Below are 19,420 nucleotides of genomic sequence, written 5' to 3'. Positions count from 1 at the left end.
GAAGTTTGGCAGCACACCCGCTTCTTCTACGCGTTCTTTCTACTTCTACGCTGTCGACGCGAGATCTTTCGCAGTGGGCGACGCTGCCCTGTCTCCTACAGATTAACGACACTCATGCACATCTGTCAACAGCTGCTTTTACATTTGTTCCATATTGGCGATTCGCGTCGCGGTGTCATGGTCGATGACGAGATGCGTCGCCAGACCCATTCGGAGGGCCGTGGCAATCGCATCGGCTTTTCGCGTGCCGCCGGCTACGAGAAGGCGGATCGGACGCGACCGGAGATCGTCGATGGAAATGCCGACCGTGCGAGCGTCGATTTCTGGGTCAGCGATATTGCCTTGCGAGTCAAAGAACCTCGAACACACATCGCCGACAGCGTTCTTCCCTAGCTGCTCCACTTCTTCATCAGTGAGATAGCCCAGGTTCATGAGCAGACTTTCCGGCCGCGCATCACCGACGGTAAACACCGCCACATCCGCGGTCGCGCCTTCCGCCAGCATGTGCGCTATATGACGATCCGTCACCACCAAATCCTTCGTCTGCTTCGAATCCAGAATGACGGGCAGTGGCAGCGCCATCATTTCGGCATCCAATGCCCGCGCAAATCTGGTGAGCGTCACCACATCTTTAGTGTTTCGCTCCGTATGCGAATGACCACCCTTCAGCTGCACCACCTTCATGTCATGCAATGACTGTGGCCGCAGATGCTCCGCAATCGATGTCAGCGTCTGCCCCCACGAAATTCCCACGGACATACCGTCGGCCAGGATGGCCTCCAGCACCTCCGCCCCTACACCACCGAGATCTTTGTATAGCTCGCTTTGCGACGACGTCGCGGGGCGCACAATCCGAACGACTTCAAGGTTGAACAGCCGTTGAAGCTCAGTAATGACTTCGCCCGCTTGCTCGCGGGGATCGTTGATGGTGATGGTGACGAAGCCGTTTTCACGAGCGTGCGTCAGCAGCTTGGACACCGTCGGACGTGAGATACCAAGCTTCTTAGCGATGTCCGCCTGACTCAATTGCGCATCGTAGTACAGACGAGCAGCGTCGATGGCTTGGCAATCTTTGCGGTCCAACATGCTTCTATTGTTGCACTTTATGGCTGGAGTGTTGTGCGGGGTATCAGTTGGGACAACAGTTGGAGCTCTGGCGCGGACTCGTCGGCATCCAGTACAACTAGCCATGCCATACAAGTCTTAATGGACAGGCAAAAAGGGACCAGCCGAAGCTGGTCCCTCATTTTGTACCCCGTACGGGATTTGAACCCGTGCCGCCGCCGTGAGAGGGCGGTGTCCTAGGCCGCTAGACGAACGGGGCTAGCGATGTCTGACAATGCCATACGGCCTTGACCCGGCGAATACTGCGTTGCAGACCCGCTAAGACTAGCAAGCCACCCGCCATCTACCTAATCTGCAGGTCAGTGCAGGAAAAGAAGAGTCGACAATCCTCGTCTCTTACTCGTACTCAATCGCACTCAGCAGCTTCACTCTCTCCTGCAACGCCTCCAACAGGTTGAGATCCGGCAACCGCTGCCCGATGATGTCGCACATGCTCTCGTACCACCACTGCTGTCCTGCCAAACCAACGTTGAATCGATCCCAGAAGGTCTGACCTATCTCGGTTTCGTCGGCAAGTATTGCCGTGATGTTGTGCAACTTGTCGGCGCAAGCGACGATGAAGGCCTCGTCGTGAGGTGTATTGCGCAGCGCCTCCAGATACGCTTCGCCTCGATCGCGCCACGAAGGCAAAGACTCGTCCTTTGTTACGGCCTGCACAAGTTCGACAACGTAATCGCCGAACTCCTCGCGCATGCATTGTTTCGGGTAGGAGTCGGGAACGTCCTCGAAGATGTCGTGGAATAGGCACGCGATCAGGCAATCCTCCGACGGCTGCTGCATCCCTGCATCCACATCCACGCCGAACCCAGTCCGTTCCCACCGTGCGGTCGACGCAATGTGCATGACACCAAACACGTGCGAAACGTACGGAGTCTGCGTGCCCTTGCGGTAATGCCCGTCATGGGCGCGCGCAGCCACTTCCATCGCCCGCAACAGGCGCGGGCTCGGTATGTTGGTCACCGCCTCAGCCACGTCCGTCTTAACCACGTCCGGCTCAGTCGTGCCAGTCGTCGTAGTCTTGTCCATCGTCAAGTATCCAATCTCCAATCTCATGCGCTAGCAGCGCTCACAAACCCAACTCGTCCAACACCGCATCAAACGCTGGCCCCACGCCCGTGCGCCACAACGTATCCACGCGACCGTCGGCACGCCCGGGCCCACCATTGACGACGGCGACCCGCTTCCCTGCTTTCTGAGCCTCAATCACAAACTTGTAGCCACTCATCACCGCCAGTGACGATCCGACTACCAGCAGCGACTCAGATTCCCGCAACAGCTCGTACGCCGCCTCTTTACGATCCCCCGGCACCGGCTCCCCGAAATACACCACATCCGGCTTCAACAACCGCGAACCACACTGCGCGCACCCCACCATCACGAACTTCTCGACCAAGTCGGCACGCAAATCTACGTCACCATCCGGATTCACCGTCGACTCATCCACGCCCGCCTGTTCGAAAAATTCGGGGTTTGCTGCGCTGAGGCGTTCGTCGAAAAGTGCTCGCTTCTCGACGAATCCGCACTCAAGGCACACCACACTCGCAAGGTTTCCGTGCAGTGGGATGACGGTGGGCTGTCCAGCGTCGATGTGGAGGCCGTCAACGTTTTGAGTCACAACACCCGTGACAAACCCCTCGTGCTCCAGCTCGGCGAGTGCGAAGTGGGTGCGGTTCGGGCGGGCCTGGTCCATGATGCGCCAGCCAACGAAGCTGCGCGCCCAATAGCGGTGGGAAGCAGCCGGGTCGTGGCGAAACTCCTGGTAGGTCATGGGTCGGTGGCGGGACAGTGAACCGCTGGGACCACGGTAGTCAGGAACTCCGGAATCAGTGGAAACGCCCGCGCCGGTGAGAACAAGCGCCGGAGAGTTTCGCAGCTGGGTGGCGATCTCCGTGAGCGCTTGATCGGGTGGCGTCGGTGTGGCCGTTTCGTGGACGACCCGTGCGATGGAGCGCAGAGCTGAAGCATGGGCTCGGGCGATCGGAGCGTGTTCGAGCATGTTTATCAGCATATGTGTCTGGGTTGGTTTGGCGCGCATGTATGCACACCCAACCCGACCCAACCCGCAACGCAAAAAGACCCCCACCTAAGGTGGAGGTCTTTTACTTTGTACCCCGTACGGGATTTGAACCCGTGCCGCCGCCGTGAGAGGGCGGTGTCCTAGGCCGCTAGACGAACGGGGCATACAAAAACACTGTCAATTTCAAAGCAGCACGATCACTGTAGTGAACAAGCACTGTTGTGAAATTTTCAATGTGGCTGGCCTACCAGGACTCGAACCTAGAATGACGGTACCAGAAACCGTTGTGTTGCCAATTACACCATAGGCCACTGCGCTTCAGACCTCGTTCACGTTCCTTTCGGCTCGTGCCCGCTGCCCTTGCAACGAGGACTAATATAGCCAGAATTCACCTACCAACACAAATCCGCTGGTCAAACACCTAAATTACATGGGTGAAATTGGCGCAAATAAAAGCATGGACAAGCGACCACACCTTTCGGAACCGACGCTTGCCCATATTGCTCTCCTCTTCAACCATTAGGCTTCAGAAACCCACGGCGTTGCTTCACGAGCCATCTTCAAGCGACGCAACGTGCGCTCCCGGCCCAGCAGCTCCATCGACTCGAATAGCGGTGGCGACACCTGTGCACCAGTGACAGCGACACGCACTGGTCCGAATGCCTTGCGTGGCTTCAGCTCCATCTTGTCGATCAAGACAGTGTTGATTGCCTTTTCGAGTTCTGCTGTAACGAAGGAGTCGTCGTCAAGCTTCTCTACAGCAGCGATCGTGGCATCCAGAACTGGTGCTGCGTCTTCCTTGAAGTTACGGCGCGCGGACTTCTCATCGAAGGCGAACTCGTCCTCGTCGATCACGAGGAACTTCACCAGATCCCAGGCGTCGCCGAGAGTCTTAATGCGGGTCTGAACCAGCTCGGCAACAAACGCGAACTTGTCCTCCGGGAAGTCAGCCGGGAAGTCCTTGTACTGCTCCAGGTACGTACGAAGGCGACCAGCGAAGTCAGCAGCATCGAGCATGCGGATGTGGTCCGCGTTGATCGCGTCAGCCTTCTTCTGGTCGAAGCGTGCAGGATTCGAGAGCACATCGCGAACATCGAAAGCTGCGACCATCTCGTCCATGGTGAAGATCTCGTTATCCGCAGAGATAGACCAGCCCAGCAGCGCAAGGTAGTTCAGCAGACCTTCTGGAATGAAGCCGTTGTCGCGGTGAATAAAGAGATTGGACTCTGGATCACGCTTCGACAGCTTCTTGTTGCCCTGCCCCATCACGAATGGCAGGTGTCCAAACTCTGGCGTGAACTTGGCAACGCCAATGCGCTTCAGCGACTCGTACAGAGCAATCTGACGAGGCGTCGAAGGCAACAAGTCCTCGCCACGCAGAACGTGGGTAATCTCCATCAGCGCGTCGTCGACTGGATTGACCAGCGTGTACAGCGGCTCGCCGTTGGAACGAGCAATGACATAGTCCGGCACAACGCCAGCCCTGAATTCGATGCGCCCACGCACGAGGTCCTCGAACACGATGTCCTCGTCTGGCATGCGCAGGCGAATAACAGGCTTGCGTCCCTCCGCGCGGAACGCTTCCTTCTGCTCTTCGGTGAGGGTGCGATCATAGTTGTCGTAGCCAAGCTTCGGATCGCGACCGGCAGCCTTGTGACGCTCTTCGACCTCTTCAGCCGTGGAAAACGCTTCGTACGCTTCGCCAGCATCGATGAGCTGCTGCAGAACATCCTTATAGATGTCCTTGCGCTGCGACTGGCGGTACGGCTCGTGCGGGCCACCGACATTGACGCCTTCATCCCAGTCCAGACCGAGCCAATTCAGTGCGTCGATAATAGCCTGGTAGGACTCCTCGGAGTCACGTGCGGCGTCAGTATCTTCAATACGGAAAATCAGTTTGCCACCAGTGTGGCGAGCGTATGCCCAGTTAAAAAGGGCAGTTCGGATCAAGCCAACGTGTGGCGTTCCGGTTGGCGATGGGCAAAAGCGAACACGAACATCTGACATGCTTTACGACGATACCCGCCAGCAGCTCCGCCCATCATGTTGACCTTGGGTGTTTGCGCTACTTCTTCACCTTGCACGTCGAAACACCAAAGAGTCGGTATAGCGGGCAGAAGCCGAGTGCTGCGGTCAGCACCATGATTGCCGCGACAACCCACAGGATGACTTGGACTGCGCCGTCATTCATTGTGGCGAAGTATGCGGCAAGCGCTGCGATGACCAGGCGTACGGCGCGGTCTCCGCCATGAACATTTTTAACCATGCTGGTTCGATACCTTTCAGCAGAAGATGCCACCCTTATTTACGGGGTAAACAACATGCCCCTACCGGGTATTAAAATTACCACCTAGGGTATCGAGTGGGTACGGTCAAGAATTGTGACTTCTATCAAAGAAAAACTTTCCCACACACCGCTTCCAATTTTTGCTGTGGTGATGGGTACGGCTGGCTTGTCGACGGCGTGGAAACGCGCTGCCGAGGCTCTCAATGCTCCTGAAGTCATTGGGGTTGCGCTGTACTTCCTCGCGGCAATTACGTTTGTGCTTCTTCTTATCGCGTACCTTGCCCGCATCTTGGGCAATCCGGCGAACTTAAAGGCTGACCTGCATCACCCCATCAAGGTGACATTCCTGACCGCCATCACCATTAGCTTGATGTTGGTCGCCACTGCGGGCATCTCCATTCTGCCGGTCACCATTACTACGATCCTGTGGTGGATCGCAGTTGTCGGGCACTTGTTCCTGATGCTCGTCACTATGCGTATGTGGATGCGCCCGGAAATTACCATTGCGCATGTCACGCCAGCGTGGTTCATTCCCGTGGTCGGTAACGTCATTGCTCCGCTCGGTGGTATGCAGCTGGATTCCACGTCTCAGCAGATGAGCTTCTTCTCGTTCTCTATCGGCATCGTGATGTGGCTGGGCATCTTGCCTATCGTGCTGTATCGCTTGTTCGCTTTTGACAAGCCGATGATGCCGAAGTTCATCCCTACGATGTTCATCCTCATCGCCCCTGCAGCCGTGAGCGCTTCGTCTCTCGCTTTCATTAATGGCCAAACGTCGCTTGCATCGAGCGTTCTCTTTTACTCCGCGATTGGCTTCTTCTTGCTCACGTTGACTCGTTTGCCTGAGCTGATTTCGCTGCCGTTCAACATCCCTCACTGGGCAATGTCATTCCCCCTGGCTGCGTTGTCCTCCTCCGCGCTGATCTATGACAAGAAGATTGGCATCTTCTTCCTGACCCTCACAACGATCATCATCGTAGGCTTGTGGATTCGCACGATCATCGAGATCTTCCGTGGTGGCATTTTCGCCCCAGAAGGTGGCCCAGCACCTGAACCACAGACCGCTGAAAAGGCAGAGGAAAAGGCAGAACCTTCCGCATCCGCAGAGTCTGTCGCCGCTGCAGAACCTGCAGCATCCGCAGAGACTACAACTGACGAGGACACTGCTCAGGTCGAACAGGCTCCTCTTAGCGACGAAGTCCCACAGGGTAAGCCTCGCGACTAACGACACTCACCCCATCCATTCCGCGGCAACGTCACCGCGATAGCCGGCTGTTCGCAGCCGGCTTACCCATTTCTGCAGCGGTGCTTCCCCTGTGCCCGGCGCGCCACGTCCCGGCGCGTCGGCAAGTTGCACGTGAGCGGGCATCGACACAGCCCCGGTTTCTACATCGGTCAACCACTTCTCGACGTCGACCCCGTTAACCGCAAGATGATAGAAGTCGAGCAATACTCCGGCACCAGTTTCTCGGGCAAGATCTTCGGCAGCCCACGGACAGGTAACTGGGTAATTCGGTGTCGCAGACATTGGCTCTACAAGTGGCTGCACCCCTACCTCTGCGAGTGTGTTCACCCATGCTGCTAGGTGTTCGCGTTGTGTATCTGTCACTGCATCGCCACTCGCCCCCAGCAGTGTGTTGGTGAACCGGAGCCCGGTTGCGTCAGCGATTCGTCGTAAAGCGTCAAAGTGAGCGGTGGGCAGCGCCTCGCGGTGGAGAACACCACGCTCGCCTGCGGGCATGTCCCCTCCCCAGGAATTCATTGCGATGAGGCGAACTGGCGCGGACGTAATCGCATCAATGAAATCGTTCAGCGCCGTATCCGTGGGCGTCGGAGTGGCAAACGGCCACCACAACTCGACGGCAGTAAAACCCGATTCGGCAGCCGTTTCCAGGGCCGTCGGCAGCGTTTCCGACAGGTTCTCGGGCTGCGTCAATTCCTTCAACACGGTCGAGCAATTGAGCACGGTGCACAACGGACCATCCGGACCGGTCGGGTTAACAACACGTGAATAACCTGGGTTCATGGTTGTCAGGATATCCGGTCATGCCACAATCGCGGGCGTACAGAAGGTGGCCGTGACAGGCGGTTGCGGTAGTTGACCGCAGTAGTTGTTCGCAGTAGTCGATAACAGGGTCGGGAAAGGGTCTGCAATGAAGTCAGTCATCGTTACCGGAGGCGGAGCTGGAATCGGTCGCGAAATTGCCCATGCCTTCGCTGCCGACGGCTGGCGGGTGCGGATTTGCGGCCGAACCGAGGCCACCCTGCAGGAAACGTGTGCCACGGTTTCTGTCGAAGCACCGGGGGCAATCTCGTGGGCAGTGTGCGACATCACCGATGAACAGGCTGTCACCGACTTGTTCGCGAACGCGGTGGCGGACTTCGGGCGTATCGACGCCGTCGTTGCCAACGCTGGCGTTCCCGGCACACCAGCGGAGTTCGGCGACGTTTCGCTCGACGACTTCACGACGACCCTGAGCATTAACGTCACCGGCTCTTTCCTCACTGCTCGCGAAGCATTCCGTGTCATGCGATCACAACAGAATGGCGGTCGGATCCTGGTGAATTGCTCGATTGCCGCCCAGGTACCACGTCCGCACACCGCTTCTTACGCAGCGTCGAAGTCCGCCCTTGCGGGATTGACTCGGGTACTTTCTATCGACGGGCGACCCCACGGCATCAATGTCACGCGCGTGGATATTGGCAATGCAGCCACTGCCCTGTTGGATTCCTTTGGATCCACAGCGGGAGCCCTTCAAGCTGATGGTTCGGTAAAAGAAGAGCCATTCTTCGATGCTGCCGACGCGGCCCGGAGCTTCGTTTATGCAGCATCGCTCCCTGCGTCTGCAACAGTGGACGAGCTGACGATCACTGCCTCCGGCATGCCATTTTTGGGGCGCGGTTAAGCCCCCAGGTAAACTACGGGGACACTAAGTAAGAGGTGGAAAAGCGATTATGACTGCTGGTGGCAATCACCCATCTGCGGATAGGTCACGCCCAAATAATCGCCGTGAGACCTCGTCCCGTCAGGGTTCACGGCACGAGTCGTCGGGGTGTGCCAAGCCTTCTGACTACGACTATTCAACGAAGCCTCGCTCAGGGCGCTGGCCAGCCGGTCGCCCAGCTACAGCTCCAGACTTCTTACTGTCCCGCGCACATGGTTCCATTCGCACCCAGGGCAGTATCGCTACCTACACCGACCCGTGGCTTGCCGCCGAACATTTGCGCTCTGGTATCCATCACATGGTCGTTGGCGCGATTCCGTTCAACTTGGATCTCCCTTCGGCGCTGACAGTTCCTCGCGACGTAATTCGCTCCGATCAACCTCTCGAGCCCCCAGCGCATTACCGCTGGGATGCGCCACCCATGAACGCGACCATCACCAGCTGCGATCCCGAGCCCGAGTGGCACATTGAGCGTGTATCTGCAGCTGTGCGCACCATCAAGGCCTCTGGACTAGAGAAGATTGTTCTTGCGCGCAGTCTTGATCTCGCCATCGATCCGCCAGTGGATCCGTTGCAGTTAGCCTCTCGGCTTATCGACGGCTCCCCGAACCGCGACGGCTTCATTGCCGACCTCACTCCTGCGGGCCATCGCTTCCAGAATCGAGTTTTGGTGGGGTCTTCGCCAGAAATGCTGGTGCGTCGCCGTGGTACTCATGTAGAGGCTTTCCCACTCGCTGGTTCTGTCCCTCGTGAACGGGACAAGGCTGCTGACGATGCCGCGAAGGCACGCCTGGCTGATTCTCGTAAGAACAACGAGGAGCATGCCTACGTCGTGGATGACATCGCCGTGAATCTAGAACCTCTGTGCAAGAACCTTCGTGTCCCTGAGGAACCAGAGCTGCTGTCTACCTCCGAGATGTGGCATCTAGGCACCCATATTTACGGCGAACTGAAGGATTCATCGACGTCAGCACTTGACCTGGCGCTGACCATTCACCCAACACCCGCCATTTGTGGCACGCCAACCGAATCAGCTTTTTCGGTGATCAATGCCGTAGAGACCGAGCGCGGTTTCTACGCAGGTGCTGTGGGTTGGTGCGATTCCAATGGTGACGGCGAGTTCGTCGTATCGATCCGCTGTGCGGAAATGAGCATGGATGGCACGAATGCTCGCCTGTGGGCTGGTGGCGGAATCGTAGAGACGTCTGTCCCCGAAGATGAGTTGGCAGAAACCGAAGCCAAGCTTGGTACTGTGCTGCGCGCGTTCGGTTTGCGATAACCACACTCCGCACCCGAATTTGCCCCCATTTCCCTCAATAGGGAAACGTCGAACACTTTCATTCCCGGCAATACCCCACACTTTTCACCCCCATTTGCCACCCCCTTTCCCATTTTCCTGAACTCCTTAAAGTCGACTACACCACCGTTATATAGATATTTTTAGCCACAGATTTTGGGAAAGTGGGCGACGAACTCGTCGTAACGCAATAACTTCTTCTACACCGACTGAATCCGTACCGTCATTAACGACCAAAGTAGAAGAGAAAACCAGTGCGTATCGGCATCCCTATCGAACCCGATCCCCAACAAACAATCGCTGCAGCGACACCAGAGACCGTCGGCAAGCTGATGAAGCTCGGCTATGAGGTCTGCGTGCAATCAGCTGCGGGCGAAGCAGCGGCATTCAGTGATGCGGACTACGAAGCTGCCGGAGCGACCATCGTCGACAGTGCGGTGTGGGCCAGTGACATCGTCGTCACCTTGGATACCCCACCCCAGCAGTACCGTGACATGATGCGCCCCGAGTCAATCCTGATTTCCCGGCTCGCCCCTGGACGCAACCCTGACCTCATCGAGGAACTTGCAGCTCACAACATCACGGCACTCGCCGTAGACGCCGTCCCTCGAATCTCGCGAGCGCAGTCCATGGACGTCTTGTCGTCCATGTCCAATATCTCCGGTTACCGTGCCGTCATCGAGGCAGCCGCCGCGTTCGGCCGCCTATTCACCGGCCAGGTCACCGCAGCAGGAAAGCTCCCCCCAGCGACGGTGTACGTCATTGGCGCTGGCGTCGGCGGTCTTGCGGCAATTGGTACGGCGAACTCCATGGGCGCCGTCGTCAAGGCAACCGACCTGCGCCCGGAAGCTGGCGAGCAAGTCGAGTCCATGGGCGCGGAGTTCGTCCCAATCCCGACCACAACCGAGAAATCAGACGACGGCTATGCCAAGGAGATGACCTCCGACCAGGCAGCAGCTGCAGCTAAGTTGTACTCGGAGCAGTCCGCGCTCGCCGACATTGTGATCACCACCGCCAACATTCCAGGCCGTCGCTCCCCGCTCCTGCTCACCGCTGCAGACGTTGCAGGGATGAAAGCAGGCAGCGTCATCGTCGACATGGCTGCGGCTGGTGGTGGCAACTGCGAGCTCACTGTCCCCGGCAAGGCGATCGTCACCGACAACGGTGTCACCATCATCGGCTACACGGACCTCGCTGGCCGGCTGCCGACGCAGGCATCGTCGTTGTTTGGTCAGAATATCGTCAACCTGTTTAAGCTCCTGACCCCGCAGAAAAACGGTGTCCCCGAGTTCGATCTTGACGACGACATCATCCGAGGCATCACCGTCACCAAGGCCGCGGCGTCGTCGGCAGATGTGCTGTGGCCACCGCCTCCGATCCAAGTCTCCGTTACACCGGTGGCAACACGGCAAGAGCAACAGGCCCACCAGGCTGCGCTTCACGAACATGAGCCAGAGAAGGTGTCGTTCATTGGTTCCGGCGGCATTGGAACGAAGATTGGTCTCGGCGTTGCGGTGCTGTTGGCTGTTGCAATCATGTTCGTCGCTCCCCATTCAGTGAGCGCAAACTTCATGGTTCTGGCGCTGTCTATTGTGCTGGGTTTCTACGTCATCTCGGCCGTCACACCTCGACTGCATACGCCATTGATGTCTGAAACCAACGCTATCTCCGGCATTGTTGTTGTTGGGGCAATCTTGCAGGTCGGAAGTAATAATCCCATCGTGTCGAGCTTGGCTTTCGCAGCGATCGTCGTCAGCTCGATCAATATTTTCGGTGGCTTCGCTGTCACCGATCGCATGCTCAGCATGTTCGTGAAAGAGGAGGCATAGGCCGTTATGTTCCCTACTGATACCTCATCCCTGATTGACTTCACGCAGCGCGTATCCAATGTCGGCTATGTCATTGCAGCCCTGCTGTTTCTGCTTGCCTTGGCTGCGTTGTCCAAGCCGGAATCCGCAAAGCGTGGCAACCTCCTCGGTATTTCAGGAATGGCGATTGCCGTTGTCGTCGCGGTGATCCAAGCTTTCGTCATCTCGAAGAACTCACCGGAGACGCACCTGTCGCCGTTCACCACACTGATGCTCATTGCCATCGCAGTGACCATGGGTGCAGTCGTTGGCTTGTCGCGAGCACGCAAAGTTGCCATGACCGGTATGCCAGAACTGATTGCTCTGTTCAATGGACTGGTTGGCGCAGGAGCAGTTTTCATCGGTGTCAATTCGCTGATGACCATCGACGACATCGCTGCCGATGAACGAGCATTCCAGCTTGGCTCCATCTACATCGGCACGTTCATCGGTGCCGTGACGTTCACCGGTTCCATCGTCGCAGGCTTGAAACTCTCGGAGAAGATCAAGGGATCGCCGCTTTTGCTACCAGGCCGGAACCTACTGAATGTGTCGGTTCTGCTGCTCACCCTTGCTTTTATGATCGTGTTCATCATTACTGACTCGACCACCGTTGCGTGGGTGGCACTCGCAGCAGCAACGGTATTCGGACTGTTCATTGGTTGGCACGTGGTCGTCGCCATCGGCGGTGGAGATATGCCAGTCGTGGTCTCCATCATGAACTCGTACTCCGGCTGGGCAGGCGCATTCGCGGGGCTGATGCTCGGCAACAGCCTGCTCATTATCACCGGCGCGCTGGTCGGCTCCTCTGGTGCCTACCTGTCCTACGTCATGTGCGAAGCAATGAACCGCTCGTTCAGCAACGTTATTCTGGGCGGATTTGGCTCTGAGGCGACGTCGTCGGCAAGCGAGACCACTGGCTCGCACACCGAAATTAACCATGAAGATACGGCGGAAGCGCTGCGAAACGCAGACCGAATTCTCATTGCACCTGGATACGGAATGGCTGTCGCGCAGGCACAGTACGCAGTTGCCGAACTTGTTCGCAAGCTGCGCGACCAGGGTAAGGACGTGACTTTCGGTATCCATCCTGTCGCAGGTCGACTGCCTGGGCACATGAACGTGCTGCTGGCTGAAGCGAAGGTGCCATACGACATCGTGCTTGAGCTCGACGAGGTTAACGACGACTTCGGCGACATTGATGTCGTACTCGTAATCGGCGCCAATGACACTGTGAACCCCATCGCTGAGCAGCCGGGATCGCCGATTGCCGGAATGCCGGTGCTGAAGGTCTGGGAGTCCGAACACGTCATCGTGCTGAAGCGCTCGATGGGTTCCGGCTACTCCGGCGTACAGAATCCGCTGTTCTACAACGAGAACACGGACATGCTGATCGGTGACGCTAAGGAGAGCATCGACGCACTCAACCGAGAACTAGCGACGGCGGCGGTATCTGTGGGATAGACGGTGTACCCCGGCGCAACTCACTCGCCGCATAGAACGAAAAAGGGACACAAAAAAACTGGCGTAGCAAGGGAAAACACTTCCCTGCTACGCCGGTTCTTGCTTAAACGTGCGCCATTGCACGTACCCACACGCAGTCGGAGGCTGCGCGTGGCTAGACGCGAGTACTAAGCACGCTCGACTGGGTTAGCGAGAGTACCGATTCCAGGAATCTCAATCTCAATGCGGTCGCCTGGGAACATCGGTGCCGTACCTGCTGGGGAGCCGGTGCACACGACATCGCCTGGCAGCAGGGTGATCGATGCAGTAATGAACTCGATGATCTCCGGGATAGACATGATCATCTGATCCGAGTTGGAGTCCTGCTTAGTCTCGGTGGTGCCGTTCTGGGTGAGGTGCGCCTTGATTGGCAGACCTTCGTAGTCCAGCTCAGTTTGAATCCATGGCCCGAGTGGGCAGAACGTGTCAATGCCCTTCGCACGAGCCCACTGGCCGTCCGCGAACTGCAGGTCACGGGAAGAAACATCGTTGACGATGGTGTATCCGAAGATGACGTCGTGAGCGTCTTCCTTCTTCACGTTCTTGCATGGCTTACCAATAACAAGTGCCAGCTCACCCTCGAACTCAACGTTCGTAGCGAACTCTGGGATACGAATTGGTGCCTCTGGGCCAACAACAGCCGTTGGTGGCTTAATGAACATTGTCGGTGGCAGAGTTTCCGCCGACTTCTTGAACACCTCGGCCACGTGGTCTGCATAGTTGCGACCAATGGCGATGACCTTGGATGGAAGCATTGGTGCAAGCAGACGAACGTCGGCAAGCGACCAGCTGCGACCAGTCTTGCTTACGTCACCGAATGGGTGACCGTCGATTTCGTGGAGTGTAACTTCATTGCCTTCGCCCTCAACCAGCGCGAAGCACATGCCCTCTGGGTGGGCGATTCGAGCAATACGCATGTGGGATAGGTTACACGGCTGCCCGGACATTCAGACATTAGGGGTAGGCGCTCGCGCGTCGACCGAAGCCTTGCGCTCCGCTCGCCCAGCTATTCCTGTTCTTGGTAGTCAAACACTGGAAGCGACCACTCGCGCCAAATCGCGAGCAAACGGTAGACGAAGATTGTCAACACCGAAACCACAATCGTGACGTTCTCGTTGAGGCCTAGGGCATCCATTGCGACGTACATGAGCGTGCCCACCATCGCCACAAACGCATAGAGCTCCTTCTGAAACACCAGCGGAACGCGGTCACACATGAGGTCGCGCAGTACGCCACCGAACACGCCCGTCAGGATTGCAGCGACGACCGCAATGATCACCCCATGCCCCATTTCAAGCGCAATTCGCGCACCAATGATGGCAAATGCCGACAAGCCCACGGCATCCAACACCAGGAACACCATGCGGAAGTGCTTAGCCAACACATGCGCCCATACTGTCAGCGTCGCTGCACCAATGATGAGCAAGAGATACTCGGGACTCTTCACCCACACCAATGGGTAATGCCCCAGCACCATGTCGCGGATCGTGCCACCACCGATCGCCGTCACACACGCAATGGTGTAGACGCCGAAGAGATCCATCTTCTGACGACCCGCCGCCAACGCGCCGGTCATACCTTCCGCGGTGATACCGATCACCCAAAGAATGTGCAGCAACATAAGGCTGTCAATCTAACACACGGAAGTTAACGAACGTGGGCTGCGTCACTGTCCTGCGTCACCTTCCCACACTCGCCCAGCGCTCATCTCCCGACGCCTCCGCTCATTCATTACTTCCGGGGCAACTTCGCCGCATCCTGTGCCAACCACAACTCTGCGCACGCCAACGCATCCGTCAACGCATGGTGAGCCTTATACACCGGCAGCCCATACTTTTCCCGGAGGTTCCACAGCCTCAGCTCGTCGCGTTCCGGTTCCCTGCCTGCCTCCACAATTCGCAAGTACTCACGCGACATCGTGTCAGCCGGCTCGACATGAAAACCGCCACCGAAATGACGCTTGCACACGAGATCCACGAACCCAACCTCCATTTTCGCGAAGTGTGCCAGCAGAGTTCGCCCCTTCATCGCTTCCAACAGCTTTGCGACGGCTTCCTCTTCAGCAACACCCTGCGCCACTGCATCATCGGTCAGTCCGTGTAGCGTGGCCGACTCTCCTACCGACGCATCACCCTCGGCTCCTCGAATAATGAGGTGCTCAGTTCCGCCGAGGATGATGTCCGGGCCGTCGACAGGTACCCAGCCGATGGAGAGCAAGCGTGACTTGTTGGGGTCCAGCCCAGTCGTCTCTACGTCGACAGCAAGGTATTTGTCCTTTTCCGTTGGCGTGGCGTAGAACTCCGCCAATGGACCTGTGGCTTTGCGTTTTGCCGATGCCTTCCGGAATCCGCCGAAAAATCCGCTCATTGACATTCACTCATTTCCGCGTGGACTTCGACTACGACATCGACTGGATTGGATACTTAGCGCCGAGGCTCTGCTGGAGCTTGCGGATGACACCGAAAGCGTCACGCAGGTGTTCCCGCTCTAGTCGAGACAAGTTCTTGGGGTTGACGTGATTGTCTGGCTCCTTGCCTTCGCGCATCAGGAATTCTTGATGGTTGAACTGCACAGTTGACAGGAACTCGAATGCATCAGCAAGGTCAGCAGCGCCCTGTCGGCTCACCGTGCCCGCACCGGCGCCTGCGGCCAGGCGTTCCCGAGTGCTGAGCTGCGGCAAACCACCTGCAACGGCAAAAAGTCGCGCCATTTGCACAACCGTGGCAATGCCACCCTTCTTGATGTCCAAGGTTTCGCCGTGCTCGCCGCCCTTCTCCAACACCAGGCCACGGAAGAAGCCCAGCGGTGGCTCGCGCCATGCGGCCAACTTCGCCAAGTGGGCATGTAGTCGCTTACTGCCTTCAGCGACTGGCACGTAATGCGACCGCAACTCATCGACCAACGCCATATCGCCATGAATGCCACGAATGTCGAAGAACGTCTGCGCATGCAGCAACGCATCTCCATCCGGTGCGGTGATCCAGCGGTGGAAAGTAGAAGACCAATCCGATACCGTCATCCGCCATTCCGGATTCGATGCCATCATGTCGCCTGGACAAAGTGGATAGCCACAGAGGTCGAGTTTCTGGCACACTTCGTCGGAAAGCTCTTTGAAGTACGCTCCATGCTTCGCTTCGTCGTACGAGTCGTGCAGGATCAACGCATTGTCCTGGTCGGATGCAAGTCCCATTTCGCGACGTCCCTGCGAACCAAGGACCACAAAAGAGTACGGAACTGGCGGTGGGCCAAGGCGCTCCTCCGCGAGCACCAGGAGGCGGCGCGCCACCGCATCGGCAGTAACGGTGAGCAGTTTCGATACTTCCTCAGCGCTCACGCCACGCTCGATGAAGCGACCAACGACACGGCGAGCGTTCGTTGCCACTTCAGCGATGTCCTTGACATCCTTCTTTCGAGCCAGCGTTGCCGTCGCGTACACGGGATCGGTATGAAGTGTGCGGAGCAGGTCACCGATGACCACCATCCCGACAACACCAGATTCATCAGCCACCGGCAGGTGGTGGTAGCCACGCTCGGCCATCAGCAGCATGGCTTCGAACGCCAACATTTGCGGCTCAACCGTCATGGGGTTTGGCGTCATCACATCCCCGACGATGACCTCTGGTCCCTTGCCTTTTGCCAGCACGCGTCGTCGTAAGTCGCGGTCAGTAATGATGCCGTTGAGGTTGCCATTGTCCACAACGAGCAGGCTGGAGACGTTCATCTCGGTCATGATGCCGGCTGCCTCGCCAATCGAAGCTGCCGACGAACACGTCACAGGATTCGGCGACATCAAATCAACCACACGAGTCCGCAGTGCTTCCGAAGCGGCGCTACTGCGAAGCTTTGAGGCCACAGCACGGATGCGCGCGTTTTCGCCACCATAGTAACGACTCACCGCTGGCATTGTGGCCATCAGGTTATTGAAGACCTCGTGGGTCATGACCAGCAGCAGGGAGTCCTCTACTGCTGTCATCGTGTACAGCGACGGTTCGCCGGACAGCAGACTCGAATAGCCTAAGTGATCGCCGACATCACGACGGTCGAGGAGATTACCCGCCGGATCAAAGACATCCACCAGGCCAGAACGCACGATAAACACGTGGTCATTTGCCCCACCAGCCCGCACGATTTCGTCGCCACGTCGCGCGTACCGCATGGTCAGGTTTGCGGGGATGGTCGCGAGTTCCTCTTCGCTAAGTTCGGAGAAGGGTCGAATCTTGCGCAGGAAAGCGCGGATTTCATCAATCTCAACGGACACGGTTCGTGCTCCTTTAATAATGAGCCGAGGTGGCTGGGTCTGCTCAGACAAACCTGTGCGAGGCGCTGATGCAGCTAAAACGGTCTTTGCAACTAATGCTTTTGCCCAGAATAACGAACGCAGATTGAACATTCCGGGGATCTACACATCACAGTCAGCTTTCACTTGTGAGAATCATCACCCGATGCTCTGGGCTGCAGATTATGATGCTCATCATGAACACGACAGATTTCCACTCCCCAACGGATTACACCGATCCCACCCGCCCACTCGAGTCGCACATCCTCGAAGCGCTGGATGGCTTAGCGACGATCGTCGGCAAGCTCGATGACATTACGGCCAACGCCCGCCCGGATATGCCCGGGTCCAATTCGCCGATTGTGCTGCTGCGGCACACGTGTGGCTCGGCGCGGTTTTGGTTGGATCATGTGTGCTTAGGCAATGAGAATGTGCGGGATCGGGCTGATGAGTTCAGTGCGACAGCTTCCGTTGCGGAAGAGCTAGAACGCTTTGAGCGCGAGCGCGCGGTTATTGCTGATGCTTTGGAGCAACTGCACGATGCGGATTGGTTAGCGGAGCCGGCTGCGGTGCCTACGGATAAGCAGCGGTGGTGGCTGCCGACGATTGGTGGCGTGATGGTGCATGTATATCGCGAGGCAGCACAGCATTTAGGGCATATGGAGATTACCCGCGACGTGCTGATTGCGGGAATGCCTCGAGCTGGTGAGAAGTCATCTGTGCTGGATTTGATTATCGCTGAGCTGGACCGCCAGGGTCATGCAGCAGATGCGATTTGGCCGGACGAGGAGTACGGCGGGCATGTCATTACGACCGTCGACAGCATTCAGTTCACGACGATTGATATTGAGGCAGCGTGTGCGCGCGTCCCGCAGGAATTACCTGCTGAAGAGCGCAACAAGCGCCGTCGCTGGATCGTGCGGGAGCAGCTGACGGCGCTGTTGGAGGATTAGCTCTCCACTACTTTGCGACGGCCACTGCAATACGATCGCCGACCTCCGTGGTGACCATCGCGGAGTCACCACGGTTGGCGAGGTCAGCTTCGACGGCACGCTCAATGCGCTGTGCATCTTCCTCACGACCGAGGTGGCGCAGCATCATGGCGCCAGACAGGATGGCAGCGGTTGGGTCTGCGATGCCCTGACCAGCAATATCAGGAGCCGAACCGTGCACAGGCTCGAACATCGATGGATTGGTGTTGGACGCATCGATGTTGCCGGACGCGGCCAGGCCGATACCACCGGAGATGGCGCCAGCCTCATCGGTCAGAATGTCGCCGAACAGGTTGTCGGTAACGATAACATCGAAGCGCGATGGGTTCGTCACCAAGTAAATGGTCGCCGCATCAATGTGGCTGTAGTCCACCTCGACCTCTGGGTACTCGGTCGCCACTTCGTCGACAGTCCGCTGCCACATTCCGCCACCATGCACGAGCACGTTGGTCTTGTGCACCAGTGTCAGCTTCTTACGACGAGTCATTGCCAGCTCAAACGCATAACGAACGACGCGCTCCGCACCGAAGCGAGTATTCACGGACGTCTCGTTAGCAACTTCCTGAGGAGTTCCAATGCGAATCGCACCACCGTTGCCGGTGTACGCGCCTTCGGTGCCTTCGCGGACGACGACGAAGTCAATTTCGCCAGGGTTCTTCAAAGGAGACTCAACACCTGAATACAGCTTCGACGGACGCAAGTTGACGTGATGGTCCAACGCAAACCGCATCTTCAGCAGCAGACCGCGCTCCAGCACTCCTGGTGGAACCTTGCGAGGATCTCCAATCGCACCCAGCAAAATCGCATTGTGTTCGCGGAGGGAATCCAGATCTGCGTCGGTCAGCAGCTCTCCATTGCGCTCGTAACGACGAGCACCCAAGTCATACTCCGTGATCTCGAAGTCACCGATGGTCGCACGAAGCACTTTAAGAGCCTCGGCAGTTACTTCGGTACCAATTCCGTCGCCAGGGATGACGGCGATTTTCAGGGGGCTGCCAGCAGCGCTATTCATTTTGAGATTCCCTTCTCACTATATGGACACTTTGAGCTTAGCAGACTCTTCCTCTCGCTAATATCACGTCTCATTTTCCCACCCAACCCGCGTCGCGCCTCACAAAGCGGAACCCCTCT

The 19,420-nt window shown here is 57.5% G+C and carries 17 protein-coding genes and 3 tRNA genes; 6 read left to right on the top strand and 14 right to left on the bottom strand.

The window, feature by feature from the left end:
• Positions 1–138: 138 nt before the first annotated feature.
• From WG938_RS04550 to WG938_RS04515, 8 genes are all read right to left on the bottom strand, one after another.
• Entirely contained in the window at positions 139–1,086 is a 948-nt protein-coding gene (locus WG938_RS04550) for a sugar-binding transcriptional regulator (RefSeq protein ID WP_339977993.1), read from the bottom strand.
• Between the two features lie 165 nt (positions 1,087–1,251).
• Positions 1,252–1,324 (bottom strand) — tRNA-Glu (locus WG938_RS04545).
• A 137-nt stretch (positions 1,325–1,461) separates the two neighbouring features.
• The gene (locus tag WG938_RS04540; protein WP_339977991.1) at positions 1,462–2,178 is read right to left on the bottom strand and encodes an HD domain-containing protein; all 717 of its coding nucleotides are present in this window, start codon (positions 2,176–2,178) and stop codon (positions 1,462–1,464) included.
• Between the two features lie 13 nt (positions 2,179–2,191).
• Entirely contained in the window at positions 2,192–3,121 is a 930-nt protein-coding gene (locus tag WG938_RS04535) for a Sir2 family NAD-dependent protein deacetylase (RefSeq protein ID WP_339977989.1), read from the bottom strand.
• Between the two features lie 111 nt (positions 3,122–3,232).
• Positions 3,233–3,305: transfer RNA gene (locus tag WG938_RS04530), tRNA-Glu, on the bottom strand.
• A gap of 73 nt (positions 3,306–3,378) precedes the next feature.
• Positions 3,379–3,453: transfer RNA gene (locus WG938_RS04525), tRNA-Gln, on the bottom strand.
• A gap of 208 nt (positions 3,454–3,661) precedes the next feature.
• On the bottom strand, positions 3,662–5,149 hold the full coding sequence (gltX, locus tag WG938_RS04520; RefSeq protein WP_339977987.1) for a glutamate--tRNA ligase: 1,488 nt from the start codon (positions 5,147–5,149) through the stop codon (positions 3,662–3,664).
• A 58-nt stretch (positions 5,150–5,207) separates the two neighbouring features.
• A complete protein-coding gene (locus WG938_RS04515; RefSeq protein WP_339977985.1) occupies positions 5,208–5,408 on the bottom strand; it encodes a YgaP family membrane protein in 201 nt (66 codons plus the stop codon).
• Positions 5,409–5,523: 115 nt separating this feature from the next.
• Between WG938_RS04515 and WG938_RS04510 the strand changes: the two genes are divergently transcribed.
• Complete coding sequence (locus WG938_RS04510) at positions 5,524–6,654, top strand: SLAC1 anion channel family protein (protein WP_339977983.1); 1,131 nt, start codon at positions 5,524–5,526, stop codon at positions 6,652–6,654.
• A gap of 6 nt (positions 6,655–6,660) precedes the next feature.
• On the opposite strand, the gene WG938_RS04505 is transcribed toward WG938_RS04510, so the two are convergent.
• Positions 6,661–7,455 (bottom strand): TIM barrel protein, encoded by a 795-nt coding sequence (locus WG938_RS04505; protein WP_339977981.1) that lies wholly within the window; start codon positions 7,453–7,455, stop codon positions 6,661–6,663.
• Positions 7,456–7,582: 127 nt separating this feature from the next.
• Here WG938_RS04505 and WG938_RS04500 point away from each other — a divergent pair, with 127 nt between their 5' ends.
• The 4 genes from WG938_RS04500 (at position 7,583) to WG938_RS04485 (ending at position 12,982) form a co-directional block, all read left to right on the top strand.
• Positions 7,583–8,335, top strand: a complete 753-nt coding sequence (locus WG938_RS04500) for an SDR family oxidoreductase (RefSeq protein ID WP_339977979.1) — start codon at positions 7,583–7,585, stop codon at positions 8,333–8,335.
• Positions 8,336–8,384: 49 nt separating this feature from the next.
• Positions 8,385–9,653, top strand: coding sequence for an isochorismate synthase (locus WG938_RS04495; RefSeq protein WP_339977977.1), 1,269 nt, complete (start codon positions 8,385–8,387; stop codon positions 9,651–9,653).
• A 272-nt stretch (positions 9,654–9,925) separates the two neighbouring features.
• The gene (locus WG938_RS04490) at positions 9,926–11,500 is read left to right on the top strand and encodes a Re/Si-specific NAD(P)(+) transhydrogenase subunit alpha (protein WP_339977975.1); all 1,575 of its coding nucleotides are present in this window, start codon (positions 9,926–9,928) and stop codon (positions 11,498–11,500) included.
• A 6-nt stretch (positions 11,501–11,506) separates the two neighbouring features.
• A complete protein-coding gene (locus WG938_RS04485) occupies positions 11,507–12,982 on the top strand; it encodes an NAD(P)(+) transhydrogenase (Re/Si-specific) subunit beta (protein ID WP_339977973.1) in 1,476 nt (491 codons plus the stop codon).
• A gap of 167 nt (positions 12,983–13,149) precedes the next feature.
• On the opposite strand, the gene WG938_RS04480 is transcribed toward WG938_RS04485, so the two are convergent.
• The 4 genes from WG938_RS04480 to WG938_RS04465 form a co-directional block, all read right to left on the bottom strand.
• Positions 13,150–13,938 (bottom strand): fumarylacetoacetate hydrolase family protein, encoded by a 789-nt coding sequence (locus tag WG938_RS04480; RefSeq protein ID WP_339977971.1) that lies wholly within the window; start codon positions 13,936–13,938, stop codon positions 13,150–13,152.
• Between the two features lie 89 nt (positions 13,939–14,027).
• Positions 14,028–14,642, bottom strand: a complete 615-nt coding sequence (locus WG938_RS04475; protein WP_339977969.1) for a trimeric intracellular cation channel family protein — start codon at positions 14,640–14,642, stop codon at positions 14,028–14,030.
• A 110-nt stretch (positions 14,643–14,752) separates the two neighbouring features.
• Complete coding sequence (locus WG938_RS04470) at positions 14,753–15,388, bottom strand: 3'-5' exonuclease (protein WP_339977967.1); 636 nt, start codon at positions 15,386–15,388, stop codon at positions 14,753–14,755.
• 31 nt (positions 15,389–15,419) lie between these two features.
• The gene (locus WG938_RS04465) at positions 15,420–17,279 is read right to left on the bottom strand and encodes a DUF294 nucleotidyltransferase-like domain-containing protein (RefSeq protein WP_339977965.1); all 1,860 of its coding nucleotides are present in this window, start codon (positions 17,277–17,279) and stop codon (positions 15,420–15,422) included.
• A 215-nt stretch (positions 17,280–17,494) separates the two neighbouring features.
• Between WG938_RS04465 and WG938_RS04460 the strand changes: the two genes are divergently transcribed.
• Positions 17,495–18,250, top strand: a complete 756-nt coding sequence (locus WG938_RS04460) for a mycothiol transferase (protein WP_339977963.1) — start codon at positions 17,495–17,497, stop codon at positions 18,248–18,250.
• A gap of 7 nt (positions 18,251–18,257) precedes the next feature.
• On the opposite strand, the gene WG938_RS04455 is transcribed toward WG938_RS04460, so the two are convergent.
• Entirely contained in the window at positions 18,258–19,277 is a 1,020-nt protein-coding gene (locus WG938_RS04455) for a 3-isopropylmalate dehydrogenase (RefSeq protein ID WP_339978822.1), read from the bottom strand.
• Between the last annotated feature and the right edge of the window lie 143 nt (positions 19,278–19,420).

The sequence above is a fragment of the Corynebacterium sp. H113 genome (assembly GCF_037572315.1).
Taxonomy (GTDB): domain Bacteria; phylum Actinomycetota; class Actinomycetes; order Mycobacteriales; family Mycobacteriaceae; genus Corynebacterium.
This window is presented reverse-complemented; position numbering and strand designations above follow the sequence as displayed.